The sequence below is a fragment of the Marivita sp. NO-S04 genome (genome assembly GCF_059070475.1).
Genome location: NZ_CM180980.1, coordinates 1,360,535 through 1,383,477 on the forward strand (window position 1 = coordinate 1,360,535; position 22,943 = coordinate 1,383,477).

A 22,943-nucleotide genomic window follows, 5' to 3' on the forward strand; every position below is an offset into this window, starting at 1 on the left:
CTGTCACCCGCAGGGCGCACACAGTCTCCATCATGTCCTCCTGCATCTCAGCTTTGATTTGCCCGGAGTATACGTGTGTGGGTGCAGCGCGCCAAGCGACATCTGGTCATTCGGTCAAACCGTTGCTAAGCGGACGCATGACCATGCCATCTCATGCCACTGTCGCCTGCATCAAATGGGGCACGCTGTTCGGGCCGGAATACGTGAACCGGCTCTATTCCGGCGTGCGGCGCAACCTGTCCTGTGCGGTGCGATTTGTGTGCATGACCGAACATGCCGAGGGGCTGCACCCGGATATCGAAGTGCTGGACCTGCCGGTGGAGCCCTTTGCCGAGCCGATGGCGGCGGCGCTCCAGGTGGCGAACCGGCAAGGAGCGATGCGCAAGGTGTCGTTGTTCAAGCCGGGGTTGATCCCAGATCTTGAGGGGCCGGTTCTGGGGTTCGATCTGGATGTGGTGATCACCGGGTCGCTGGATGATCTGTTGACCTTGGCACCGGGCCATGTGGTGATGCGGCATGATTGGACCGAGGCCCGCAAGGGGCGGCCCACGGGGCATGGATCGGTGTTTCGCTATGATCCGGCGGTGCATGGGTTTCTTTATGACGATCTGGCGGCGGATGCCTATGCGGAGGTCGAGGTCGCCCGCGGGTCAGAGCAGCGCTACACGTCCCACAAAGCAATGGAGAACGGGGTTTTCACCTATATTCCAGGGGATTGGGTGGTGAGCTTCAAGTATGATTGCAATCCGTTTCCGGGCAATTACCTGCACGCTGCGCGCTTGCCTGAGGACGCACGAGTGGTGTGCTTTCATGGACGCCCCAAGATGCCGGAAGCGATTGAGGGTTATCGCGGCTCGCTGATCCGCTACGCCAAGCCGACAGCGTGGTTGCAGGAACACTGGGTCGACCGGGCGCGTGCGGATTTGGGGGACCGTTGGGGATAACGGGGCGATGCGTCGACGCATCGCGTGTTTCCGTTGACGGAAACAGGGCGGACGGCAGGTTGAACCGGCAAGAATGCCCCGCCGGGCGGCTGGACTCTTGCGGGTGCCGCCGCGAACGGGGTAAGAGCGGGCAAGTGCATTCGAGGGAAGGGCAACACCATGCGTCGAGTAGTTGTGACAGGCTTGGGATTGGTGACACCGCTGGCGGACGGCGTCGAGGCGAGTTGGTCGCGCATTCTGGACGGTCAGTCCGGGGCGGGAACGATCAGCAAGTTCGATGCAAGCCATTTGGTGACGACCTATGCCTGTGAAGTGCCTTATGGCGACGGGACCGATGGCACGTTCAACCCGGATGCCTATCTCGAAAAGAAGGAACAGCGCAAAGTCGACGAATTCATCCTGTTCGGTATGGCAGCAGCACAGCAGGCCGTCACGGACGCTGGCTGGATGCCCGAGGACGAGGAAAGCCGGTTGCGCACCGGTGTCATGATCGGCTCGGGCATTGGGGGTTTGAATTCCATCGCAGAGACCGCGCTGCTGATCCGGGATAAAGGTCCGCGCCGGGTGTCACCGTTCTTTATTCCGGGCGCTTTGATCAATCTGATCTCGGGCAATGTGTCGATCAAATACGGCTTCAAGGGGCCGAACCACGCTGTTGTGACGGCCTGTTCCACGGGCGCGCACGCGATTGGCGATGCGTCGCGGTTGATCATGTTCGGGGATGCGGACGTGATGGTGGCCGGTGGCGCGGAGGCCGCGATTTCTGAGATCGGGATTGCTGGCTTCAACGCCTGCAAGGCGCTGTCGACGAAGCGCGGCGACGATCCCAAGGCGGCAAGCCGTCCCTATGATGCGGACCGCGATGGCTTTGTCATGGGCGAGGGCGCGGGCATCGTGGTGCTTGAGGAGTACGAGCACGCCAAGGCGCGCGGTGCGCGGATCTATGCAGAGGTGTGTGGTTATGGTCTGTCGGGTGACGCCTATCACATCACTGCGCCGTCCGAGGATGGCGAGGGTGGAGAGCGCTCGATGCGCGCGGCGTTGAAACATGCGGGGCTGGAGCCTGCGGATATCGACTATATCAATGCGCATGGCACCTCGACCATGGCCGATGTGATCGAGCTGGCGGCGGTTGAGCGGATGATGGGGGATGCTGCGGGCAAGGTGACGATGTCGTCGACCAAATCTGCGACGGGACATCTGTTGGGTGCGGCTGGCGCGATCGAGGCGATCTTTTCGATCCTTGCGATCCGCGATCAGGTGGCGCCGCCGACGTTGAACCTTGATACGCCTGCGGTCGAGACCAAGGTTGATCTTGCGCCGAAGGAAAAGCGGGAACGTCCGATCACCTATGCGCTGTCCAACTCGTTCGGGTTTGGCGGCACCAATGCCAGCGTCATCTTCGGAAAGGTGGATCGCTAAGTCATGTGGCGTCACATCGCGTCCAACGCATTGACCTTTCTGGTCGTGCTGGTTTTTCTTTTTGGCGGCGTCCTCATCTGGGCGCAGAATGAATACGTGTCTGAAGGGCCGTTAGAGCAGCCGATCTGTGTGCAGGTCGATCGCGGGTCGAACTTTCGGCGCGTGTCCGACGCTTTGGCCGAAGACGGTGCTGTGTCGAGTGCGTCGTTGCTGCGGATCGGGGCGGATTACGCGGGCAAGACATCGCAGTTGAAGGCGGGGTCGTTCCTTGTGCCCGAAGGCGCGTCGATGGAGCAGATTGTCGACATCGTCACGCGCGGCGGGGCGAGCACCTGTGGCACGGAAGTCGTGTACCGGGTGAGCATTGCACGTGCCACGGTGCAGGTGCGTGAGCTGGACCCGGCGACGGGGCGGTTTGTCGAGATTGCGGAATTCAACCCGGCGGAAGACGAAGCGCCTGAAGCCTACACCAATGTGAAGGCCGAAGCAGACACGCGGTATCGGGTGGCTTTGGCCGAGGGTGTAACAAGCTGGCAGATCGTGCAGGAATTGGGGCAGATCGACATCCTTGAAGGCGAGATCGAAGAGATCCCCGCCGAGGGGTCTTTGGCCCCGGACAGCTATGAGATCACGCCGGGCAGCGACCGGGCGGAGCTTTTGGCGCGGATGGAATCGGCGCAGGAGCGTATTCTGGCCGAGGCATGGGCGAACCGTCAGGATGGGTTGCCGTATGACAGCCCTGAAGAGGCGTTGGTGATGGCGTCGATCATCGAGAAGGAAACCGGCACGCCGGATGAACGCTTCCTTGTGTCGAGTGTGTTCGTCAATCGCCTTGAGCAGGGGATGCGTCTGCAGACCGACCCCACGGTGATCTATGGCATCACACGCGGTCAGGGTGTGCTGGGGCGCGGTATCCGGCAGAGCGAATTGCGGGCGGAAACGCCGTGGAACACCTACGTGATCGACGGGCTGCCGCCGACCCCGATTGCCAATCCAGGACGGGCCAGCATTGAGGCGGCTTTGAACCCGGATGATACGGATTTCATCTTCTTCGTCGCCAAGACGCTGGACCCTTCAGATGGTCATAATTTCGCGGTCACGCTGGCCGAGCACAATGCCAATGTTGCGGCGTACCGGGCGCTTGAAGCGCAGCGGGACAATTGAGCCTGATCTTGCCTGATGACGCGTCCTCGACATGGGGATGATCGAACTGCTGCTTATTGGAGCGGTGGTGTTTGTCATCGCCGGGTCGGTCAAGGGGCTGGTGGGCATCGGGCTGCCGACAGCTGCGATTAGCATGCTGACCATGTTCATTGATCCACGAACAGCGATTGCGATGGGCTTAGTGCCGATCGTTGTGTCCAACGCGTGGCAGGTCTGGACCATGGGAGATATCCGGGGCGCGTTTCAGCGCTATTGGATTTTTGCCTTGGCGCTTGGGGTCAGCGTGTTCGTCACGGTTGTCCTGTCGGCCGAGATTTCTGATCGGGTGATTTTCCTTGCACTGGGGCTTTCTATTGTGTCGTTTGCCGCGCTGAACCTGCGGTTCACAATGCCGCGCTTGCCGGATCGGTTCGACAAGCTGGGGCAGCTGGGTTTTGGCACTGCGGGGGGCATTCTGGGCGGGCTGTCCGGCGTTTGGGTGGCACCCGTCATTATGTATATGAGTGCGCGGCAGGTGCCCAAGGACGAGTTTGTGCGCGCGGTGGGGTTGCTCTTGTTGATCGGCGGGGTGCCGTTTGCGCTGGCCTATGTGCAGCAAGGGTTTCTGACGCCGGAGCTGGGGGCTATGTCATTGGCGTTGGTCATGCCGACATTGCTGGGCTTTACCTTGGGGGCAAAGCTGCGGTCGAGGTTTTCGAACGAGAGTTTCCGCAAGCTGGTGCTTTACGTGTTCCTGATCCTTGGGCTGAACCTGCTGCGGCGGGGGATTTTCTGAACCGCACCTGTTGTGGTTAAAAAAACCTGAATCACTTCAATTAGTGACCTTATCATGGGTTTTGTGGCCCCGGGCGCGAGGTCTTGCCGAGGTCTTAAACCTTCGCGCGGCGCGTTAGGCGCTTGTTTCCTTATTGACGGTCTATTGCTTCGTGCCTGCTAGGCATCAACAGGTTGCGGGATATTCTGTGGCTTGCCGGTGCGTCGATGGACGGAGATCCATTCAGCACAGGAGGCAGGGATCGCATGGTTTTGATCACTGCAGAAGAGACGGGCAGCGCGCTTGAGATTGAGCGCGATGCTATTGCGCAGGAACTGCGGACCATCCGCGAGATGGTGGCAGCCCTGCGTAGCAAGGTGGAGGCCGGAGAAACGGGCACTGCAACCGAGGCAGCTAAAGCGCTGAGCGAATTGCGGGCCTGGCTGAAACACGCCAAGGATACGGAGGTACAGATTGAAAGACATCGCCGAGAACATGCCGCCATTGAAGGGGCTTACGGGCTTGACCTCGATGCCGCGCGGGTTGCGGTCGGGTGCAGACTTGATCGCCTCCGCCAGTGTTGCCGAGAAGGACGCGTTCCTGAGAAGTCTTGAAGAGGTGGACGGGGCGCTTTTGGCGTTGCCCTACCTGTTCGAGTTCTGGGCGCATCCGCACCAGTTGCCCCCAGAGGGGGACTGGCGGTCGTGGGTGATCCTTGGTGGGCGCGGCGCGGGGAAAACCCGCGCCGGTGCCGAATGGGTGAGACAGATGGTCGAGGGATCGCGGCCTTTGGACAAGGGGGCTGCCCGGCGCGTGGCGCTGGTGGGCGAGACCTTGGATCAGGTGCGCGAGGTGATGATTTTTGGTGACAGCGGGATTATGGCCTGTTCGCCGCCCGACCGCCGGCCAGAATGGCTTGCCACGCGACGGATGTTGCGCTGGCCCAACGGTGCCGAGGCTGTGGCGTGTTCGGCGCATGACCCCGAGAGTTTGCGCGGGCCGCAGTTTGACGGTGCGTGGGTGGATGAGCTTGCGAAATGGAAGCGTGCGCAGGAGGCGTGGGACATGTTGCAGTTCACGCTGCGACTGGGGACGCATCCGCGGGTGTGCGTGACAACGACGCCGCGGAATGTGGGTGTTTTGAGGGATTTGTTGGCGGCACCTTCGACGGTTGTGACGCGCGCGCCGACCGAGTCGAACCGGGCCTATTTGGCCTCATCGTTTCTGGACGAGGTGCGGGCGCGTTATGCTGGCACGCGGTTGGGGCGGCAGGAATTGGACGGCGATCTGCTGGATCAGGCCGAGGGTGCGCTGTGGTCGATGGAGGCGCTGGAGGCGGCGCGCTGTTCGGTGGTGCCGGTGTTTGACCGGATCGTGGTGGCGGTTGATCCGACGGCGTCGAGCGGCAAGGGGTCCGATGCCTGCGGTATCGTGGTGGCCGGGGTGGTCACGGAGGGGCCGCCGCAGGACTGGCGCGCAGTGGTGCTGGAGGATTGCACCGTGCAGGGCGTGTCGCCCTTGGTTTGGGCGCGGCGGGCGATCACGGCGATGGAGCGCTGGGGCGCGCATGCGTTGGTTGCCGAGGTCAATCAAGGCGGTGACATGGTGGAAGCCGTGTTGCGTCAGGTCGATCCGATGGTGCCGGTGGTGCGGGTGCATGCGTCACGGTCCAAGGCCGCGCGGGCCGAGCCTGTGGCGGCTTTGTACGAGCAGGGGCGCGTCGCGCATTACGGGGCGTTTGACGCGCTGGAGGATGAGATGTGTCAGATGACGCGGTTGGGCTATCAAGGGACGGGGTCTCCGGATCGTCTGGACGCGCTGGTTTGGGCTCTGACCGATCTGGTGATCGCGCGGGCGGCGGAATGGCGTGTGCCGCGTGTTCGGACGTTGCGCCGCTGAGCGCACGGTATGGTTTCCAGCCGTTAACCTTTGCTGGGTAGGTTGGTTTCATCAAGACGGCGCAGGACGGGACGCGCCAAGCAATTTGACAGAGCGGTGAAGTGGGGGCCCGGCCTTGCCTTTGGGCAGGCTGAGGACGGGAACGCTGTGTCTGGTGTGCCGGGGGCCTTTGGGGGCTTGGGTCTTTGGCACGAGGTCGGTCGGGAGGGTTCGAGAGACCGTCCCGACCGCGCCGAAACTGAAACGGGATTTGCGAGGAGCGCAGCAGCATGGTGTGGGACATCTTTCGTCAAAGACGCAAAGAAGAGGCTGGGATCGAGGCCAAGGCAAGTGCCACCGGGCCGGTCGTGGCCTGGCAGAACATGGGGCGCGTGGCATGGTCGGCGCGGGATACGGCGTCGCTCACGCGGACGGGATTCACCGGCAACCCGGTAGGGTTCCGGGCGGTCAAGCTGATTGCGGAGGCGTCAGCGGCGATGCCGTTGGTGTTGCAGGATGCAAGCCAGCGCTACGAGGTGCATCCGGTGTTGGACCTGTTGCGTCGTCCGAACCCGGCGCAGGGGCAGGCGGAGCTGTTCGAGGCGTTTTACGGTCAGTTGCTCTTGTCCGGTGACGGGTATTTCGAGGCTGTGGGCGCTGAGGGCGTCCCGGGCGAGTTGCATGTGCTGCGGTCGGACCGGATGAAGCTGGTGCCGGGACAGGACGGCTGGCCTGTGGCCTATGAATACGGTGTGGGCGGCAAGTCGCATCGGTTCGAGATGGGTGAGGGTGCGCGGCCCGTGTGCCATGTGAAGGCGTTTCATCCGCAGGACGATCATTACGGGCTGAGCCCGATGGTGGCGGCGGCACAGGCGTTGGACGTGCACAACGCGGCGTCGCGCTGGTCGAAGGGATTGCTCGACAATGCGGCGCGGCCTTCGGGGGCGATTGTCTATCACGGCACGGATGGTGTGTCGGGGATGGGGACGGATCAGTACGACCGTTTGGTCGAGGAGATCGAGTCGCATCACATGGGAGCGCGCAATGCGGGGCGGCCGATGCTGCTGGAAGGTGGGCTGGATTGGAAACCGATGGGGTTTTCGCCGTCGGACATGGAGTTCCAGAAGACCAAGGAAGCGGCGGCGCGGGAGATTGCGGTGGCTTTTGGAGTTCCTCCGATGTTGCTGGGCATTCCGGGTGAGGCAACATTTGCCAATTATGCCGAGGCGCATCGGGCGTTTTACCGCCTGACGGTGTTGCCGCTGGTGACGCGGGTGACGGCGGCGCTTTCGGCGTGGTTGTCGGAGCATGCCGGTCAGGATTTGGTGCTGAAGCCCGATCTGGACCAGGTGCCTGCGCTGGCGGCGGAGCGCGATGCGCAATGGGCGCGTGTGGCACGGGCGGAGTTCCTGACGGCTGCGGAAAAACGCGCGCTGCTGGGTCTGCCGGTGTTGGCCGATGAGTGACATGCGGGGCGGGTACGAGCCGTTCGACTGTGCGCCTGCCTTGCGGCTTGAGGCGCATGAACGGGTGACGCAGCTGCGGTTCGAGGGGATCTCGGCGCGGCTGGACCGGATCGAGGCGTTAATCGAGCGGCTGGAGCGGCGGGTGTGGCTGGCGGTCTATGGCGTGGCGGCGGCGGTGTTGGCGGATGTGTTCCTGAAGTTCATTCAGGTGACGCCATGAGGGAGTGCGGGATGGATTTGGAACGGAAGTTTTGCCGGTTCGATGCGGATGTGACGGTCACAGATGGCTGTATGATCGAAGGCTATGCGTCACGCTTTGGTCAGTGTGATCAGGGGAATGATGTTGTTGCTTCAGGCGCTTATGGCGCGTCGTTGAAGCGGTTGGTCGAGAGTGGGCGGGCAGTCAAGATGCTTTGGCAGCATGATCCGGCGCAGCCCATCGGCATTTGGGATGAGGTGCGCGAGGACGGCGTCGGTTTGTATGTGAAAGGCCGCTTGCTGGAGACCGTGGCGCGTGGTCGGGAAGCGGCCGCGCTGGTGGCGGCGGGGGCGATTGACGGGCTGTCCATCGGCTATCGCACCAAAGCGGCGACGAAGGACAAGCAGGGCCGCAGGGTCTTGACGGAACTGGAGCTGTGGGAGGTGTCGCTGGTGACCTTCCCGATGCTGCCCAGTGCGCGGGTTGCGGCCAAGGGGGAGACCCCGGTGGAGGCTGATCTGCGGGAGATGGCACGCCTGATCGAAGAGGCGCGCCGGGACTTGGTGGACGGCTAGGGCCACCCTTCAGAGATGGGAAAATCGGGATGAGTGAGACCGGGACAACGTCGCGGAGCGGGGAAGATCTGTCTCCGTTCACGCAGGTGGGTGCCGCGTTGGCAGGGCTGGTGGGCGATATGCGCCGACAGCGCGACGACTTCGACAGAAAGCTACAGGAACAGGAAGAGCGAATGACCAAGATTGATCGAAAGACGGCCTATGCGGGGCGTCCTGCGTTGGCGGGTGGTGTGAAGGCCGAGGACGTGCATTATCAGGCGTTCGACGCCTATTTGCGCAGTGGTGACGATGATGCCTTGCGCGGTTTGGAGATGGATGTGAAATCCATGTCCACCAATGTGAACGGCGATGGCGGGTTTCTGATTGATCCTGTGACATCAGAGACCATTCAGGGTGTTCTGAAAAGCAGCGCGTCGCTGCGCGCGGTGGCGTCTGTCGTGAATGTTGAGGCGTCGAGCTATGACGTGCTGATCGACCGTGGTGACACGGGTGCCGGTTGGGCGGATGAGATCAGCGCCCGGTCCGAGACCGGGACACCGACCATCGACCGTATTTCGATCAAGCTTTATGAGCTGAGCGCAATGCCCAAGGCCAGCCAGCGCCTGCTGGACGACACGGCGTTCGACATTGAGACATGGCTGGCGGGCAAGATCGCCGACACGTTCTCGCGCGCTGAGGCGGGGGCGTATATTACCGGTGACGGCAATGACAAGCCGCGCGGGATTTTGAACCACGGGGCGGTCGATAATGATGTCTGGACCTGGGGCAATATCGGCTATGTGCCGACGGGTGTGGACGGGTCTATTGGCAATGGCGATGCGCTGATCGAACTGGTCTACGCGCTGGGGGCAGAATACCGCGCCAATGCGACATTCGTGATGAATTCCAAGACGGCGGGCACGCTGCGCAAGCTGAAGGATGCGGATGGCCGCCATTTGTGGTCGGACGGGTTCACCAGCGGAGAGCCTGCGCGTCTGCTGGGCTATCCGGTTCTGATTGCCGAGGACATGCCGGACATTGCGTCGAATGCGGATGCGATTGCCTTTGGTGATTTCCGCGCGGGCTACACGATTGCGGAACGCCCGGATCTGCGGGTCCTGCGTGATCCGTTCAGCGCCAAGCCGCATGTGCTGTTCTACGCGACCAAACGGGTTGGCGGCGATGTGAGCGATTTCGCTGCCATCAAGCTGCTGCGCTTCGCTGTCGCCTGATCGGTGATGGCGGACATGGGGAGGGCGGTGCGGGCCGTCTTCCTCATGGGGCGCGCGCCGGTGTGCCGGCGTTGTCTAGCCGCTCCCTCCGTCCGAGCAGCGGCGGCGGCGCGCGTCCGACAACTTACCGGCCTCTGAACGAGGGACAGGTTTGCGGAGAACACGAGATGTATTTGATTGAAGAGAGCCAGATACCGGATACCGCTTTGCCGGTGGCGCGGTTGCGGGATCATCTGCGGATGGGCAGCGGGTTTGTGGAGGACGGGCTTCAGGACGAGCTGTTGGGCGGGTTCCTGCGGGCGGCGATGGCGGCGATCGAGGCGCGGACGGGCAAGGCGCTTTTGGTGCGGGATTTTCTGTGCAGCCTGCATCGCTGGCGGGATGTGACAGGGCAGGTGTTGCCGATTGCCCCGGTGCGATTGATGACGCAGATCACCTTGGTCGATGCGTTTGGCGCGGGGGCTGTGGTGGACGCGGCGCGCTATGCGCTGGTGGCGGATGGCGATGCGCCGAAGGTGGTGCCGATGGGGGGCTGTTTGCCGTCGATCCCGGAGCACGGCAGCGCCGAGGTTCGGTTTCAGGCTGGAATGGCCGACGCGTTCGGCGATCTGCCTGCCGATCTGGCGCAGGCAGTGATGCTGCTGGCGGCGCATTATTACGAATATCGCGACGAGACCACGCTGGGACAGGGCTGCATGCCGTTCGGGGTGACGAGCCTGATTGCGCGCTATCGCCCGGTCCGTCTGGGGTTCGGGACATGAGCCGTCGCTTGACCTCGAAGCTGGTGCTGGAGCGGCTGGAGGCGGTGCCGGACGGTGCGGGCGGGATGCATGAAAGCTGGGTCGCGCTGGGTGTGCTGTGGGGTGAAGTGACCCCTCGGTCCGGGCGCGAGGGCGTTGGCGAGGCTGGGCAGGTGTCGGTGACCGGGTTTCGGGTTTTGGTGCGGGGCGCGCCGCAGGGTCAGTCTGCGCGGCCTTTGCCGGAGCAGCGGTTTCGGGATGGGGCGCGGGTGTTTCGGATCAATTCGGTGACAGAGGCCGATCCCGGCGGGCGGTTCCTGATCTGCCTCTGTGACGAGGAGGTGGCGACATGAGCTATGCGGTGGCGGCGGCGTTGCAGGGGGCTGTGTATCAGCGCTTGCAGAACGACGCAGGGCTTTCGGTGCTGGTTGGTGACCGGGTCTATGACGCGGTGCCCAAAGGGCGGTTGCCGGATTTGTATGTGGCGCTTGGTCCGGAGCGGGCTGTGGATGCGAGCGACAAAACCGGACGCGGGGCGTGGCATGAATTCGTGGTGTCTGTGATCTCGGACGATGCGGGGTTTCAGACGGCCAAGGAGGTGTCGGCTGTGGTTTGTGACGCGCTGATCGACGCGGAAATGGTGTTGGAGCGGGGTCGGTTGGTGGCGCTGAACTTCAAGCGGGCGGTGGCGCAGCGCGAGAAGGCGGGGCGGCGCAGAATCGACCTGACCTTCCGGGCGCGGGTCGAGGATGACGCCTGAGGGCGTCTCGGATTTCAGAGACAGTTTCCAGACAGGGAGTGTGAGGGATGGGTGCTCAGAACGGGAAAGACCTTTTGATCAAGGTCAATGTGGATGGCAGCGGCACGTTTGAGACTTTGGCGGGGCTGCGGGCAACGCGGATCAGTTTCAACGCGGAAGCGGTCGATGTGACCTCGCTTGAGAGCGATGGCGGATGGCGTGAGTTGCTGGCGGGTGCGGGAGTACGAAGTGTCGCGATCTCGGGTGCGGGGGTGTTCAAGGACGCCAGCACGGATGAGCGGGCGCGGCAGATCTTTTTCGACAGTCAGACGCCTGCATTTCAGGTGATCATCCCGGATTTCGGCGTGGTGCAGGCACCGTTTCAGGTGACCGGGCTGGAATATGCCGGGTCGCACAACGGCGAGGCAACGTATGAGCTGTCGCTGGCCTCGGCCGGTGTTGTGGCGTTCACGGCGGCGGTGTGACGATGGCGAACCCCTGGCGCGGTGAGGTGACGCTGGTGATCGACGGGGCGCCGCATGTGTTGCGCCTCACGCTGGGGGCGCTGGCGGAACTGGAGGCAGGCCTCAAGGCGGACACGCTGGTTGATCTGGTGGCGCGGTTCGAGGGCGGGGGCTGTTCGAGCCGGGATGTGTTGGCGCTGATCGTGGCCGGGTTGTGCGGTGGGGGCTGGCGCGGGACTGCGGAGGATTTGCTGGCAGCGGAGATCGAGGGCGGGCCACTGGCGGCGGCGCGGGTGGCGGCGGAGCTTCTGGCGCGGGCGTTTGTGCCGGTGGGGGAGACATGAGCCGGTTTGACTGGCCTGCGCTGATGCGTGCCGGGGTGCGCGGGCTTGGTCTGCGCCCGGCGGAGTTCTGGGCGCTGACCCCGGCAGAGTTGCATCTGCTGTTGGGGGGCGGTGATGCGCCTTTGGGGCGGAGTGGGTTGGACGCCTTGATGGCGGCGTATCCGGACACACAGGGGGATCGGGATGATTGAGTTGGACAGCATTGATGGTTTCGAGGCGCAGGTGAGTGCTTTGGAAGAAGCGCTTGCGGGTGCGTCGAGCATGGCGGGTGGATTTCAGGCCGAGATGGCAAAGGTTCGCGAGTCTTTGTCAGAGACTGGCAAGGGCGCATCCAAGCTTGAGGGCGCGCTGAACAGCGGTTTGAGCCGGGCGATTGATGGGATTGTGTTTGATGGGATGAAGCTGTCGGACGCGCTGGGCACGATTGCGCAATCGATGATCGGGGCGACGTATCGCGCGGCGGTGAACCCGGTGAAGGAGCATCTGAGCGGGATGGTGATGCAGGGGATCAGCAACCTGCTGCCCTTTGCCAACGGGGCTTCGTTTGCGCAGGGGCGTGTGATGCCGTTTGCCGATGGCGGTGTTGTCAGCGGGCCAACGACGTTTCCGATGCGCGGTGGTGTCGGGCTGATGGGCGAAGCTGGGCCAGAGGCGATCATGCCGCTGGCACGCGGGGCGGATGGCAAGCTGGGTGTGCGGGCTGGCGGCGGTGGGCGTGCGGTCAACGTGGTGATGAACATCTCGACGCCGGATGTGCAAGGGTTCCGGCGGTCGCAAAGCCAGATCGCGGCGCAGATGGGCCGGGTTCTGGGCTCGGGTCAGCGGAACCTGTGAGGAGGGCTTGCGATGCAGTTTCATGAAGTAAGGTTTCCGACGGCGTTGAGCTTTGGTTCCATCGGGGGCCCAGAGCGGCGGACGGATTTGGTGACGCTGGCGAGCGGGTTCGAAGAGCGGAACACGCCCTGGGCGCATTCGCGTAGGCGGTACGATGCGGGGATCGGTCTGCGGTCGATGGACGATATCGACACGCTGATCGCCTTTTTTGAGGCGCGGCGCGGACAGATGTACGGTTTTCGCTGGAAAGACTGGGCGGATTTCAAATCGTGCAAGCCCTCGGCGCAGGTCGGGGCCATGGATCAGGTGATCGGGACTGGCGATGGCGTGACGACGGAGTTTGGTTTGTCAAAGGCGTATGCGTCGGGGGATGCGGTCTATGCGCGTCCCGTGGCGAAGCCTGTTGCCGGGACGGTGCTGGTGGCATTGGACGGGGTGGCGCAGGTCGAGGGGGCCGTGTTTTCCGTTGATGTGGTGACTGGAATGGTGTCGTTCTTTACTGCGCCATCTGCGGGGGTCTCGGTAACAGCCGGGTTTGAGTTCGATGTGCCGGTGCGGTTTGACACGGACCGCATTCAGACCTCTGCGGCGACATTCCAGGCGGGTGAGGTGCCCGATGTGCCGGTGGTGGAGCTGCGCGTATGAGCGGGGCGGAGGCACTTGCCGAGCATTTGGGGACGGGTGTCACCACGGTGGCGCGGGTCTGGGAGGTGCGGCGCAGGGATGGGCGGCGGTTCGGGTTTACGGATCACGATCTTGACCTGAGCTTCGACGGTCTGGTGTTCCGCGCGGATACCGGCATGAGCGCGGCGGCGGTGCAGAAGGGCACAGGGCTGTCGGTGGATAACAGCGAAGCGATTGGCGCGCTGTCGGATGCCAGCGTGACCGAGGTGGACATCGCGGCGGGGCGGTTCGACGGGGCCGAGGTGACGGCGTGGCTGGTCAATTGGGCGGATGTCGCGGCGCGCAAGGTGTTGTTTCGGGGATCGTTGGGGGAGATCACACGCAGCGGCGGTGCGTTCACGGCCGAGTTGCGGGGGCTGACGGAGTGGCTCAACCGGCCGGTGGGGCGGGTTTATCAAGCACCGTGTCTGGCGGTGCTGGGGGACGCGACCTGCGGGGTAGATACTGATGCGGCTGGCATGTGGACGGAGGCGGTTGTTACCGAGGTGACGGCTAAGGGTGGATTTGTCCTGTCCGGGGCCAGCGGGTTTGCCGCGCAATGGTTTCAGCGGGGGCGGTTGACGGTGCTGGACGGCGCTGCAGAGGGGCTTTGGGCCGTGATCAAGCGCGATGTGCTGTTCGAGGATGGCGCGCGCGAGGTCGATCTGTGGGAGCCACTTCGGGCTTCGGTGGCTGTCGGGGATCGGGTGAAGCTGATCGTGGGGTGCGACAAGCGGTTCGAGACTTGCCGAGGCAAGTTCGGCAATTTGGTCAACTTTCAGGGGTTTCCGGACATTCCGCAGGAAGAATGGGTGTTGATCCATCCAACAGCAGCGCGGTCGCGCAGTGGTGGGAGCTTGCGGTGACGGGCGAGAGAATTGTCACAGAGGCGCGGCGCTGGATCGGCACGCCTTACGTGCATCAGGCGAGTCTGTGCGGAGCGGGGGCGGATTGTCTTGGGCTGCTGCGGGGCGTGTGGCGCGGGCTTTACGGGTGTGAGCCGGGTGTGGTGCCTGCTTATACGCCGGATTGGTCCGAGCCGCAGGGCAATGAAATGCTTTGGCGAGGGCTTGTTGCGCTCATGGGGGGCAAGCCTGTCGAGCATGAAGCGTCTGGCGACGTTGTTCTGTTTCGGATGCGCGATCGGGGCGTTGCGAAACATCTGGGCATTCAGACACGGATCGGGGTCGAGGCGCGATTCATCCACGCGTATTCGGGACATGCGGTGGTGGAAACGGCGCTGAGCGCGCCTTGGCAGCGGCGCATCGTGGCGCGGTTTGCCTTGCCTGACATTCAGGAAGGATAAAGCAATGGCGACACTGGTTCTTTCGGCGGCAGGTGCTGCGCTGGGCAGCAGCCTTGGCGGATCGGTGCTTGGGCTGTCCATGTCGGCGGTTGGCCGGTTTGCCGGGGCGACTCTGGGTCGGGCCATTGACCAGCGGGTGTTGGGTGGTGGGGCGCGGTCAATCGAGACCGGGCGGCTGGACCGGCTGCGGCTAAGCACGGCGGGCGAGGGTCAGCCGATCCCGCAGATTTTTGGCCGGATGCGGGTGGGCGGGCACGTCATCTGGGCCACGCAGTTCAAGGAAAATGTTTCAAAATCGGGTGGTGGCAAAGGGTTGTCGGCACAGCCGACGATCAAGGAATACAGCTATTCAGTGAGCCTTGCTGTGGCGCTTTGCGAGGGTGAGATCACCAGTGTGAACCGGGTCTGGGCGGATGGTGCCGAAATCTCGGTGCATGATCTGAACATGGTGGTCTATCCGGGATCGCGCGACCAGTTGCCGGATCCGAAGATGGAAGCTGTCGAGGGCGTGGGTTTGGTGCCGGCCTATCGGGGTACGGCCTATGTTGTGTTCGAGGATTTGGACCTGAGCCGGTTTGGCAACCGCGTGCCGCAGTTTTCCTTCGAGGTGACGCGCCCGGTGCAGGACGACCCCGAGGACGTGCCGTTCAACATTCGCGCGGTCGCGATGATCCCCGGTACTGGGGAGTATTCGCTGGCTACAGAAGCGGTGTCGCTGGATGGCGGTGCGGGCAAGTCAAACACTGTCAATGTGAACAGTCCGTCGGACCGGGCGGATTTCATGACGTCGCTCAAACATTTGCAGGACGAGGTGCCGGATTGCGGGGCGGTGTCGCTGGTGGTCAGCTGGTTCGGTAGTGATCTGCGTTGTGGCGACTGTGTGATCCAGCCGAAGGTCGAACAGGTTGCGGCGGATAGTGCCGAGATGCCGTGGGTGGTGAGTGGGCTTGTTCGGGCGGATGCCGGTTTGGTGCCGGTGGACGAGGGGCGTCCTGTTTATGGTGGGACGCCCTGCGATACTTCGGTCGTGCAGGCGATCCGGGATATGACCGCGAAGGGGCTGGAGGTTCTGTACTACCCGTTCATCCTGATGGAGCAGATGCCGGGGAACGGGCTGCCGAACCCTTGGACCGGTGAGATGGAGCAGCCGAAGCTGCCGTGGCGCGGGCGGATCACAGCCAGCGTTGCGCCGGGACAGGTGGGAGACCTTACGGGGGCCACAGCAACAGATGCCGAAGTGGCGGCGTTCTTTGGTGCGGCGCAGGTCGATGACTTTTTCGTGGTGGAGGGTGTCGTTCACTATGCACCCGAAGGATTGGACCTTGGGAGCGACGCCGAGGACGGGTTCGAGGCCGGGGAGGTTCAGCAGGACTGGGGGTATCGACGCTTTATCCTGCATCAAGCGTATTTGTGCGCTGTTGCAGGGGGGGTGACCGCCTTTTGTATTGGGTCTGAGATGCGAAGCCTGACGCAGTTGCGGGGGGCTTCTGGCTTTCCGGCGGTCGATGCGCTGCGGGTGCTGGCGGCAGAATGCCGCGCGATCCTTGGGCCGGATGTGAAGATTGGCTATGCGGCGGATTGGTCGGAGTATTTCGGCTATCATCCTCAGGATGGCAGCGGGGATGTGTATTTCCACCTTGATCCGCTTTGGGCCGATCCGAATGTCGATTTTATCGGGATCGACAATTACATGCGTCTGTCCGATTGGCGGGATGGGGAAGGCCATGCCGATGCCGATTGGGGGGCGATCTACAACCTAGACTATCTGCGGGCGAATGTGGCGGGGGGCGAGGGGTACGATTGGTATTACCCGTCGCAAGAAGCGCGGGATCTGCAGGTGCGGGAACCGATCACCGATGGCGCTTATGGAGAGCCGTGGGTGTGGCGCTACAAGGATATTCGCAATTGGTGGTCGCAGCCACATCACAACCGCGTGGGCGGGGTGCGGCAGGCAGTGCAGACGGAATGGGTGCCCAGTAGCAAGCCGATCTGGTTCACTGAAATCGGCTGTGCGGCGGTGGACAAGGCCACAAATGAGCCGAACAAGTTTTTGGACCCCAAGAGTTCCGAGAGCACTTTGCCCGCCTATTCCAATGGACTGCGGGATGAGTTGATCCAGCATCAATACCTGCGAGCGATGCTGAGCTATTGGGGCGATCCGGAGCATAATCCGGTGTCAGGTCTTTATGGCGCACCGATGATCGACATGGGTCGGGTTTTTGTCTGGGCATGGGACGCGCGGCCTTATCCTTGGTTTCCCAATGTAGACGAGATGTGGTCGGACGGCCCGAACTACCGCCGCGGTCATTGGATCAACGGGCGTGTGTCAGGTCGCACATTGGCCTCGGTGGTGGCCGAGATTTGCGAACGCTCTGGTCTGCGCGACTATGATGTGAGCGCGCTTTTCGGGTTTGTGCGTGGCTATCTCGCGCCGGACGTGACGGATGCGCGACGGGCTTTGCAACCTCTCATGCTGGCCTATGGGTTTGATGCTATCGAGCGCGACGGTGTGGTGGTGTTCCGCAATCGTGATGGTGCGCGCGCGGTGTCGTTGGAGTTCGACCAGCTTGCGACGCATGACGATTTGGGCATCGAGGTGGTTCAAAGCCGAAGCTCAGAAGCGGACATGTCGGGGCGCGTGCGGCTGAACTTTGTCGAGGCGGATGGAGATTACCGTAATATCTCGGAGGAATCCGTGCTGCCTGACGAAGGCACTCATGCTGTGGCCGAAAGCGAAGTGCCGCTTTTATTGACGCGTCCCGAGGGGCGGCAGGCGGTTGAACGCTGGTTGAGCGAAGCGCGGGTCTCGCGGGATGCGGTGCGGTTTGCCTTGCCGTTATCACAACAGGCGCTGGGCGCGGGTGACGTGGTGCGTTTGCCGGTTGAGGCGGGGGCCATGGCGGTGCGGATCGACCGGGTGGAGCAAACAACCCATCAGTTGATCGACGCCGTGCGGGTCGAGGCGGAGGTATACCATCCTGCGGATTTCCCGGATGATCCAACGCCCTCGCGGCGCTTTGTGGCATCCGGGCCAGTGCTGCCGCTGTTTCTTGATCTGCCGCTGATCACCGGCGATGAGGTGCCGCATGCGCCGCATCTTGCGGTGACAGCGGATCCTTGGCCGGGGGATGTCGCGGTTTACGATGCAGCGGAAGATGCGGGGTATTCCTTGAATGGGCTTGTCGGAGTGGCTTCGACGGTTGGGGTCACTCTGAACGCGGTGGCACGGGCGCCTTCGGGGCTGATGGATTACGCGACACTGATCGAAGTGGCACTGACTTCTGGCAGTTTGTCTTCGGTCAGTGAGGCCGGGTTGCTGGGTGGTGCAAACCTTGCGGCGATCGGATCGGGCGACCCCGACGGTTGGGAAATCATTCAGTTCAGGACGGCAGAGTTGACCGGACCTGGTGTATGGCGACTGAATGGCCTATTGCGCGGGCAATTCGGCACGGATGCGCTGGTGCCCGAAATCTTGTCGACAGGAGCGTTTTTCGTGTTGCTTGATGGAACAGCGCGACAGATCGCATTGGCCTCTTCTTTGCGGGGACAGGCGCGGCATTACCGGATCGGACCTGCGGACAAGCCTTTTGATCACGCTGCCTATAAGCACGAGGTACAGGCCTTTGCCGGGCTTGGATTGCGGCCCTACAGCCCGGTGCATCTGAAAGCATATAAGTCTGCTGGGGATGTTTCTGTGTCGTGGATTCGGCGGGCGCGATTGGATGCAGATAGTTGGGACCTGACCGAGATCCCCTTGGGCGAAGACCGTCACGCCTATACCTTGCGGGTTCTGGTTGAAGGGGCTGTTGTTCGGAGCGTGGACCTGACTGCGCCGGGTTGGGTTTACACTGCCGCCATGCAAGCAGACGACGGCGTCGCGGGGACTGTGGATATCGAAGTGACGCAGGTCTCGGACCGGTTCGGAGAAGGGCCAGTGTCGCGGGTCATGGTGTTCGTGTGAGGCCGGTTATCTACAATGACGTGCTTGCAGCAGTCGCAGTTGCTGCGGCTGCGCCGCCTGACCAGCATGGCCCTATCATCGCGAGTCTGATCCGGGAAGCCGATCTGGCGGAGGTGTATCGCAGGCGCTACCAGTCAGCACATCCTGTTTTTGGGGATGGCAGCTTGATGACAGCGGCGCTGCGGCATCAGACGCGCGGGCCAACCTCGTTTCAGTGCGCGGAAGGCCTCGCGGCGTGGATTGCTGTTCTCAAGGCATTGCAAGCGCTGCTGCCATTGTCTGAAGTGGATTTCAGTCTGGATGAGCCAAATCAGTCTCGAACACGATTAAGGCTCTGTACGCATTCCGCGCGCTGATCCTTGCCATCACAGCTTTGCGTTTTCCGAATTCGATCCTATCTGCTAAGCTCTGGCCGTTAAAGGAGAGATGGCATGGCTGAAACACGTGCGAAACTCGCATCGGTTGACCCGGTTTGGGGCCGTATTGTCAAGGAAGCGGACGAGGCAGTTGCCAAGGAACCGCTTTTGGGCGGCATGATTCACTATTCGGTACTGCACCACCCGAGCCTCGAGCGGGCGCTGAGCTACCGGATTTCGCTTAAGCTTGCGAATGGTGAGATGACCGAGCAGATCCTGCGTGAGATTTGTGACGAGGCCTTTGCGTCCGATCCAAACCTCGCGATGGCGGCGCGTGCCGACATTGTTGCGGTCTACGAGCGCGACCCGGCATGTCATCGGTTCTTGCAGCCGCTGCTGTTTTTCAAAGGGTTCCAGGCAATCCAATGCTACCGCGTGGGCAATTGGCTCTGGCGGCAGGGGCGGACGGATCTCGCGTATTTCGTGCAGATGCGGTGTTCCGAGGCGTTCGGCGTCGACATTCACCCGGCAGCGAAGATCGGGCAGGGGATCATGATCGACCACGCCCATTCTATTGTGATCGGGGAAACGGCTGTGGTGGGCGACAACGTGTCGATGCTGCACTCCGTGACGTTGGGCGGGACTGGCAAGGAAGAGGAAGACCGTCATCCAAAGATTGGCGATGGTGTTCTGATCGGGGCCGGGGCCAAGGTTTTGGGCAATATCAAGGTGGGCAATTGCTCGCGGGTTGCGGCCGGGTCTGTGGTGCTGGAAGAAGTGCCGCCCTGCAAGACCGTGGCTGGTGTGCCTGCGCGGATCGTGGGTGAGGCGGGCTGTTCGCAGCCCGCAATCAGCATGGATCAGATTTTACGCTCTGGCGCGTGACGTGAGTTGGGCGATGCGGTGACGCATCGCCTGTTTCCGTTCACGGAAACATTTGGGGGCGCTGCCCCCGCCGCCTTTCAGGCGCCTCCCCCGAGGTATTTTGAGCCCAAAGAAACTCAGGTCACGCCAGCATGGCCATCGGGTTTTCGAGGTTATCCACGATGGCTTGCAGGAGTTCTGCACCGAGAGCGCCGTCGATCACGCGGTGATCGACCGAGAGCGTCATCGACATCACTGTGGCAACCGTGACGCCGCCGTCGTCTGCGACGACCGGCTTCTTGAGCCCTGCGCCGACGGCGAGGATCGCGCCGTGGGGCGGATTGATGACCGCGTCGAAATTCTCGATGCCCATCATGCCCAAATTGGAGATGGCAAAGCTGCCGCCTTGGTATTCATGCGGGGCGAGTTTGCGGTCGCGGGCGCGGGTCGCGAGGTCTTTCATCTCGGCGGAGAGGGCGGACAGGGATTTTTGGTGCGCGTCCTTGAGGACGGGCGTGAAGAGGCCGCCTTCAATAGCCACGGCAACGGCCACGTCCGATGGTTCCAGCTGCAGGATGCGGTCGCCGGCCCAAACGGCATTGGCGGCGGGCACCTGTTGCAAGGCGAGTGCGCAGGCTTTGATGATGAAGTCGTTGACGCTGAGCTTCACACCGCGCTTTTCGAGCTGGGCGTTGAGTTGAGCGCGGAAGGCCATGAGCGGATCGAGGGTGGCGGACCGGCGCAGGTAGAAATGCGGGATGGTCTGTTTGGCCTCGGTGAGGCGTGCGGCGATTGTCTTGCGCATACCGTCGAGCGGAAGTTCGGTATAGGCCCGGCCTTCGTACATCTTGGCGATCGCGCTGGCATCGACCGGTTTTGCAACCGGGGCCGATGCGGCGGGTGCTGCGGCTTGGGCTGTGGCTGCGGCCTGTGGCGTGGCGCTTTCGACATTGGCTTTGACAATGCGACCACGCGGGCCGGACCCTGTAATCTGGCTCAGGTCCAGGCCTTTGTCGGCGGCGATGCGGCGCGCCAAAGGGGACGCGAAGACGCGGTCGCCGCTTTGGGTCGGCGCCGGGGGGGCAGCCGTTGGGGTCGACGCGGCGGCGGCTTCGGCGGGTTTGGCAGGGGCCGCTTTAAGGGCAGGTTCGGGCGACGCGTCCAGATCATCGGTGCTTTCGCCGTCTTCCAGCAGCATCGCGATGGGTGTGTTGACGGTGACGTCCGCTGTGCCCTCAGCGACGAGGATCTTGCCGATCACGCCTTCGTCGACGGCCTCGAATTCCATCGTCGCCTTGTCTGTTTCGATCTCGGCGATCACGTCGCCCGAGGACACCGTGTCGCCTTCCTTGACCAGCCATTTCGCCAGCGTGCCTTCCTCCATCGTGGGGGACAGGGCGGGCATGAGAATTTCGATGGGCATGTCAGGTCTCCTCGATCAGGGTGATGAGGTCATAGGGGTCTTTGGGTGTCTTGCCCGCTTTCAGCGTGGCAACAGCGCGCGTGATCTGGCGCTTGTGGGCACCGATCCATTCGTAAGCGGACTGATGCGACGGGCGTGCCTCGTTCGGAAATTTGTCCATCAGGCATTCCGGCACAAAGGCGGCACCTTTGGGCGTGACCACGTGATAGGCCTCGCGGGCCACGTCGCGGGTGCGGACGGTCAGATCATCGTTCATCGATAGCAGACCTTTTTCGCCGCTTCGATCACCTCGGCCGTTGTGACCAGCGCGTGTTTCTCGAGGTTGGCGGCATAGGGCATGGGCACGTCCTTGCCGGTCAGGTTCAGCACCGGCGCATCAAGATAATCGAACGCGCGTTCCATGATGACCGCCGACAGGTGGTTGCCGATGGCGCCCACGGGGAAGCCTTCCTCGACCGTGATGCATCGGTTGGTTTTCTGTACGCTTGCGATTACGGTGTCATAATCGATGGGGCGTAGGGTGCGCAGGTCGATCACCTCGGCCTCGATCCCGTCTTTGGCAAGCTTTTCAGCGGCATCCAGCGCGTAGGTCATGCCTATGCCGAAGCTGACGATGGTCACATCGGACCCTTCGCGCCAGACACGGGCCTTGCCGAAGGGGACGGTGTAATCCTCGATCTCGGGCACCTCGAACGTCTTGCCATAGAGGATTTCGTTTTCGAGGAAGATCACCGGGTTCGGATCGCGGATCGCTGTTTTGAGCAGACCTTTGGCGTCGGAGGCCGAGTAGGGCATCACCACCTTAAGGCCGGGGATGTGCGCGTACCATGCTGCATAGTCTTGGGAATGCTGGGCGCCCACGCGGGCGGCCGCGCCATTGGGACCACGGAACACCATCGGTGCGCCCATCTGGCCGCCGGACATATAAAGCGTTTTTGCAGCGGAATTGATAATCTGATCAATGGCTTGCATGGCGAAGTTAAACGTCATGAACTCCACGATTGGCCGTAAGCCACCAAACGCGGCACCTACCGCGATACCGGTGAAACCGTGTTCGGTGATCGGTGTGTCCATCACCCGGCGCGCGCCGAATTCGTCCAAGAGACCCTGACTGATCTTGTAGGCGCCTTGGTATTCGCCCACCTCTTCGCCCATGAGGAACACGTCCTCATCCCGGCGCATTTCTTCGGCCATGGCATCGCGGAGCGCTTCACGAACGGTGCTTTGCTTGGTCTTGGTGCCTTCTGGCCACGGTGCTTCGGCCTTGGCGACCGCGAGGGCTGGTTCCGGGTGAGACATGCCTGCTGCGGGCTGATCTTCAGAGCTTTGTGCCTTGTCTGCTGGGGCGAGTGCTTGTACCGGAGCTGCGGGGGCAGCATCGGACACGGTCTCTCCGTCCTCGACCAGCACGGCAATGGGCGTGTTGACGCGCACGCCCTCGGTGCCTTCGGGTATCAGGATTTTGCCGACGATGCCTTCGTCCACGGCCTCAAACTCCATCGTTGCCTTGTCGGTCTCAATCTCGGCCATGATGTCACCCGCCGAAACGGTGTCGCCTTCCTTGACCAGCCATTTGGCCAGCGTGCCTTCTTCCATCGTGGGCGAGAGGGCGGGCATGAGAACTTCGGTTGCCATT

26 protein-coding genes are annotated in these 22,943 nt (G+C 62.6%); 23 read left to right on the top strand and 3 right to left on the bottom strand.

Features of this window, described 5'->3' with window-relative positions; genetic code table 11:
- Positions 1-137 precede the first annotated feature (137 nt).
- The 23 genes from ACK3EW_RS07210 to cysE all read left to right on the top strand — a co-directional run bounded on the left by ACK3EW_RS07210 (position 138) and on the right by cysE (position 19,905).
- Complete coding sequence (locus ACK3EW_RS07210; RefSeq protein ID WP_493809045.1) at positions 138-944, top strand: glycosyl transferase; 807 nt, start codon at positions 138-140, stop codon at positions 942-944.
- 159 nt (positions 945-1,103) lie between these two features.
- The gene (gene fabF, locus ACK3EW_RS07215; protein WP_439121138.1) at positions 1,104-2,366 is read left to right on the top strand and encodes a beta-ketoacyl-ACP synthase II; all 1,263 of its coding nucleotides are present in this window, start codon (positions 1,104-1,106) and stop codon (positions 2,364-2,366) included.
- Between the two features lie 3 nt (positions 2,367-2,369).
- The gene (gene mltG, locus ACK3EW_RS07220) at positions 2,370-3,530 is read left to right on the top strand and encodes an endolytic transglycosylase MltG (protein ID WP_493809046.1); all 1,161 of its coding nucleotides are present in this window, start codon (positions 2,370-2,372) and stop codon (positions 3,528-3,530) included.
- A gap of 37 nt (positions 3,531-3,567) precedes the next feature.
- Positions 3,568-4,305, top strand: coding sequence for a sulfite exporter TauE/SafE family protein (locus ACK3EW_RS07225; RefSeq protein ID WP_493809047.1), 738 nt, complete (start codon positions 3,568-3,570; stop codon positions 4,303-4,305).
- A gap of 245 nt (positions 4,306-4,550) precedes the next feature.
- Complete coding sequence (locus ACK3EW_RS07230; protein ID WP_493809793.1) at positions 4,551-4,898, top strand: hypothetical protein; 348 nt, start codon at positions 4,551-4,553, stop codon at positions 4,896-4,898.
- On the top strand, positions 4,816-6,183 hold the full coding sequence (locus ACK3EW_RS07235) for a DNA-packaging protein (RefSeq protein WP_493809699.1): 1,368 nt from the start codon (positions 4,816-4,818) through the stop codon (positions 6,181-6,183). The genes ACK3EW_RS07230 and ACK3EW_RS07235 overlap by 83 nt, the downstream gene beginning before the upstream one ends.
- A gap of 269 nt (positions 6,184-6,452) precedes the next feature.
- Positions 6,453-7,628, top strand: a complete 1,176-nt coding sequence (locus ACK3EW_RS07240; protein ID WP_493809048.1) for a phage portal protein — start codon at positions 6,453-6,455, stop codon at positions 7,626-7,628.
- Complete coding sequence (locus ACK3EW_RS07245; protein WP_493809049.1) at positions 7,621-7,848, top strand: GTA head formation protein, RCAP_rcc01685 family; 228 nt, start codon at positions 7,621-7,623, stop codon at positions 7,846-7,848. The genes ACK3EW_RS07240 and ACK3EW_RS07245 overlap by 8 nt, the downstream gene beginning before the upstream one ends.
- 11 nt (positions 7,849-7,859) lie before the next feature.
- Positions 7,860-8,402: an HK97 family phage prohead protease gene (locus ACK3EW_RS07250; RefSeq protein ID WP_493809050.1), complete on the top strand. Its 543-nt coding sequence runs from the start codon at positions 7,860-7,862 to the stop codon at positions 8,400-8,402.
- A gap of 29 nt (positions 8,403-8,431) precedes the next feature.
- Positions 8,432-9,613, top strand: a complete 1,182-nt coding sequence (locus ACK3EW_RS07255; RefSeq protein WP_493809051.1) for a phage major capsid protein — start codon at positions 8,432-8,434, stop codon at positions 9,611-9,613.
- Between the two features lie 167 nt (positions 9,614-9,780).
- Complete coding sequence (locus ACK3EW_RS07260; RefSeq protein ID WP_493809052.1) at positions 9,781-10,374, top strand: head-tail connector protein; 594 nt, start codon at positions 9,781-9,783, stop codon at positions 10,372-10,374.
- Positions 10,371-10,706, top strand: coding sequence for a head-tail adaptor protein (locus tag ACK3EW_RS07265; RefSeq protein WP_493809053.1), 336 nt, complete (start codon positions 10,371-10,373; stop codon positions 10,704-10,706). The genes ACK3EW_RS07260 and ACK3EW_RS07265 overlap by 4 nt, the downstream gene beginning before the upstream one ends.
- Positions 10,703-11,113, top strand: coding sequence for a DUF3168 domain-containing protein (locus ACK3EW_RS07270; RefSeq protein WP_439121026.1), 411 nt, complete (start codon positions 10,703-10,705; stop codon positions 11,111-11,113). The genes ACK3EW_RS07265 and ACK3EW_RS07270 overlap by 4 nt, the downstream gene beginning before the upstream one ends.
- A 47-nt stretch (positions 11,114-11,160) precedes the next feature.
- A complete protein-coding gene (locus tag ACK3EW_RS07275) occupies positions 11,161-11,577 on the top strand; it encodes a phage major tail protein, TP901-1 family (RefSeq protein WP_493809054.1) in 417 nt (138 codons plus the stop codon).
- Positions 11,578-11,579: 2 nt separating this feature from the next.
- Positions 11,580-11,900, top strand: coding sequence for a gene transfer agent family protein (locus ACK3EW_RS07280; RefSeq protein WP_493809055.1), 321 nt, complete (start codon positions 11,580-11,582; stop codon positions 11,898-11,900).
- Complete coding sequence (locus ACK3EW_RS07285; protein ID WP_493809056.1) at positions 11,897-12,091, top strand: rcc01693 family protein; 195 nt, start codon at positions 11,897-11,899, stop codon at positions 12,089-12,091. Before ACK3EW_RS07280 ends, ACK3EW_RS07285 begins: the two co-directional genes overlap by 4 nt.
- Complete coding sequence (locus ACK3EW_RS07290) at positions 12,084-12,734, top strand: RcGTA-type gene transfer agent tail tape measure protein (protein ID WP_493809057.1); 651 nt, start codon at positions 12,084-12,086, stop codon at positions 12,732-12,734. The genes ACK3EW_RS07285 and ACK3EW_RS07290 overlap by 8 nt, the downstream gene beginning before the upstream one ends.
- A 12-nt stretch (positions 12,735-12,746) precedes the next feature.
- Positions 12,747-13,379, top strand: coding sequence for a phage distal tail protein, Rcc01695 family (locus ACK3EW_RS07295; RefSeq protein ID WP_439121021.1), 633 nt, complete (start codon positions 12,747-12,749; stop codon positions 13,377-13,379).
- Complete coding sequence (locus ACK3EW_RS07300; protein ID WP_493809058.1) at positions 13,376-14,263, top strand: phage/gene transfer agent baseplate hub protein; 888 nt, start codon at positions 13,376-13,378, stop codon at positions 14,261-14,263. The genes ACK3EW_RS07295 and ACK3EW_RS07300 overlap by 4 nt, the downstream gene beginning before the upstream one ends.
- Positions 14,260-14,703, top strand: a complete 444-nt coding sequence (locus ACK3EW_RS07305; RefSeq protein ID WP_493809059.1) for a C40 family peptidase — start codon at positions 14,260-14,262, stop codon at positions 14,701-14,703. The genes ACK3EW_RS07300 and ACK3EW_RS07305 overlap by 4 nt, the downstream gene beginning before the upstream one ends.
- 4 nt (positions 14,704-14,707) lie before the next feature.
- Positions 14,708-18,664, top strand: coding sequence for a baseplate multidomain protein megatron (locus ACK3EW_RS07310; protein ID WP_493809060.1), 3,957 nt, complete (start codon positions 14,708-14,710; stop codon positions 18,662-18,664).
- Positions 18,661-19,020, top strand: a complete 360-nt coding sequence (locus tag ACK3EW_RS07315; protein ID WP_493809061.1) for a DUF7742 family protein — start codon at positions 18,661-18,663, stop codon at positions 19,018-19,020. The genes ACK3EW_RS07310 and ACK3EW_RS07315 overlap by 4 nt, the downstream gene beginning before the upstream one ends.
- A 75-nt stretch (positions 19,021-19,095) precedes the next feature.
- Complete coding sequence (cysE, locus tag ACK3EW_RS07320; RefSeq protein WP_493809062.1) at positions 19,096-19,905, top strand: serine O-acetyltransferase; 810 nt, start codon at positions 19,096-19,098, stop codon at positions 19,903-19,905.
- A gap of 121 nt (positions 19,906-20,026) precedes the next feature.
- Here the strand turns inward: cysE and ACK3EW_RS07325 are convergent, their stop codons facing one another.
- From ACK3EW_RS07325 to ACK3EW_RS07335, 3 genes are read right to left on the bottom strand one after another with little or no spacing between them, the layout of a single operon-like run.
- Positions 20,027-21,307, bottom strand: a complete 1,281-nt coding sequence (locus tag ACK3EW_RS07325) for a pyruvate dehydrogenase complex dihydrolipoamide acetyltransferase (protein WP_493809063.1) — start codon at positions 21,305-21,307, stop codon at positions 20,027-20,029.
- Position 21,308: 1 nt separating this feature from the next.
- Positions 21,309-21,563: a hypothetical protein gene (locus ACK3EW_RS07330; protein WP_493809064.1), complete on the bottom strand. Its 255-nt coding sequence runs from the start codon at positions 21,561-21,563 to the stop codon at positions 21,309-21,311.
- A complete protein-coding gene (locus tag ACK3EW_RS07335; protein WP_493809065.1) occupies positions 21,560-22,942 on the bottom strand; it encodes a pyruvate dehydrogenase complex E1 component subunit beta in 1,383 nt (460 codons plus the stop codon). The genes ACK3EW_RS07330 and ACK3EW_RS07335 overlap by 4 nt, the downstream gene beginning before the upstream one ends.
- Position 22,943: the final 1 nt, after the last annotated feature.

Coding starts and splice junctions, on each gene's coding strand:
- ACK3EW_RS07235 (WP_493809699.1), top strand. CDS start 4,816: ATGCCGCGCGGGTTGCGGTCGGGTGCAGACTTGATCGCCTCCGCCAGT.
- ACK3EW_RS07210 (WP_493809045.1), top strand. CDS start 138: ATGACCATGCCATCTCATGCCACTGTCGCCTGCATCAAATGGGGCACG.
- ACK3EW_RS07265 (WP_493809053.1), top strand. CDS start 10,371: ATGAGCCGTCGCTTGACCTCGAAGCTGGTGCTGGAGCGGCTGGAGGCG.
- ACK3EW_RS07280 (WP_493809055.1), top strand. CDS start 11,580: ATGGCGAACCCCTGGCGCGGTGAGGTGACGCTGGTGATCGACGGGGCG.
- ACK3EW_RS07325 (WP_493809063.1), bottom strand. CDS start 21,307: ATGCCCATCGAAATTCTCATGCCCGCCCTGTCCCCCACGATGGAGGAA.
- ACK3EW_RS07240 (WP_493809048.1), top strand. CDS start 6,453: ATGGTGTGGGACATCTTTCGTCAAAGACGCAAAGAAGAGGCTGGGATC.
- ACK3EW_RS07225 (WP_493809047.1), top strand. CDS start 3,568: ATGATCGAACTGCTGCTTATTGGAGCGGTGGTGTTTGTCATCGCCGGG.
- ACK3EW_RS07275 (WP_493809054.1), top strand. CDS start 11,161: ATGGGTGCTCAGAACGGGAAAGACCTTTTGATCAAGGTCAATGTGGAT.
- ACK3EW_RS07330 (WP_493809064.1), bottom strand. CDS start 21,563: ATGAACGATGATCTGACCGTCCGCACCCGCGACGTGGCCCGCGAGGCC.
- ACK3EW_RS07245 (WP_493809049.1), top strand. CDS start 7,621: ATGAGTGACATGCGGGGCGGGTACGAGCCGTTCGACTGTGCGCCTGCC.
- ACK3EW_RS07300 (WP_493809058.1), top strand. CDS start 13,376: ATGAGCGGGGCGGAGGCACTTGCCGAGCATTTGGGGACGGGTGTCACC.
- mltG (WP_493809046.1), top strand. CDS start 2,370: ATGTGGCGTCACATCGCGTCCAACGCATTGACCTTTCTGGTCGTGCTG.
- ACK3EW_RS07285 (WP_493809056.1), top strand. CDS start 11,897: ATGAGCCGGTTTGACTGGCCTGCGCTGATGCGTGCCGGGGTGCGCGGG.
- ACK3EW_RS07255 (WP_493809051.1), top strand. CDS start 8,432: ATGAGTGAGACCGGGACAACGTCGCGGAGCGGGGAAGATCTGTCTCCG.
- cysE (WP_493809062.1), top strand. CDS start 19,096: ATGGCTGAAACACGTGCGAAACTCGCATCGGTTGACCCGGTTTGGGGC.
- ACK3EW_RS07260 (WP_493809052.1), top strand. CDS start 9,781: ATGTATTTGATTGAAGAGAGCCAGATACCGGATACCGCTTTGCCGGTG.
- ACK3EW_RS07335 (WP_493809065.1), bottom strand. CDS start 22,942: ATGGCAACCGAAGTTCTCATGCCCGCCCTCTCGCCCACGATGGAAGAA.
- ACK3EW_RS07310 (WP_493809060.1), top strand. CDS start 14,708: ATGGCGACACTGGTTCTTTCGGCGGCAGGTGCTGCGCTGGGCAGCAGC.
- ACK3EW_RS07230 (WP_493809793.1), top strand. CDS start 4,551: ATGGTTTTGATCACTGCAGAAGAGACGGGCAGCGCGCTTGAGATTGAG.
- ACK3EW_RS07270 (WP_439121026.1), top strand. CDS start 10,703: ATGAGCTATGCGGTGGCGGCGGCGTTGCAGGGGGCTGTGTATCAGCGC.
- ACK3EW_RS07250 (WP_493809050.1), top strand. CDS start 7,860: ATGGATTTGGAACGGAAGTTTTGCCGGTTCGATGCGGATGTGACGGTC.
- ACK3EW_RS07295 (WP_439121021.1), top strand. CDS start 12,747: ATGCAGTTTCATGAAGTAAGGTTTCCGACGGCGTTGAGCTTTGGTTCC.
- fabF (WP_439121138.1), top strand. CDS start 1,104: ATGCGTCGAGTAGTTGTGACAGGCTTGGGATTGGTGACACCGCTGGCG.
- ACK3EW_RS07290 (WP_493809057.1), top strand. CDS start 12,084: ATGATTGAGTTGGACAGCATTGATGGTTTCGAGGCGCAGGTGAGTGCT.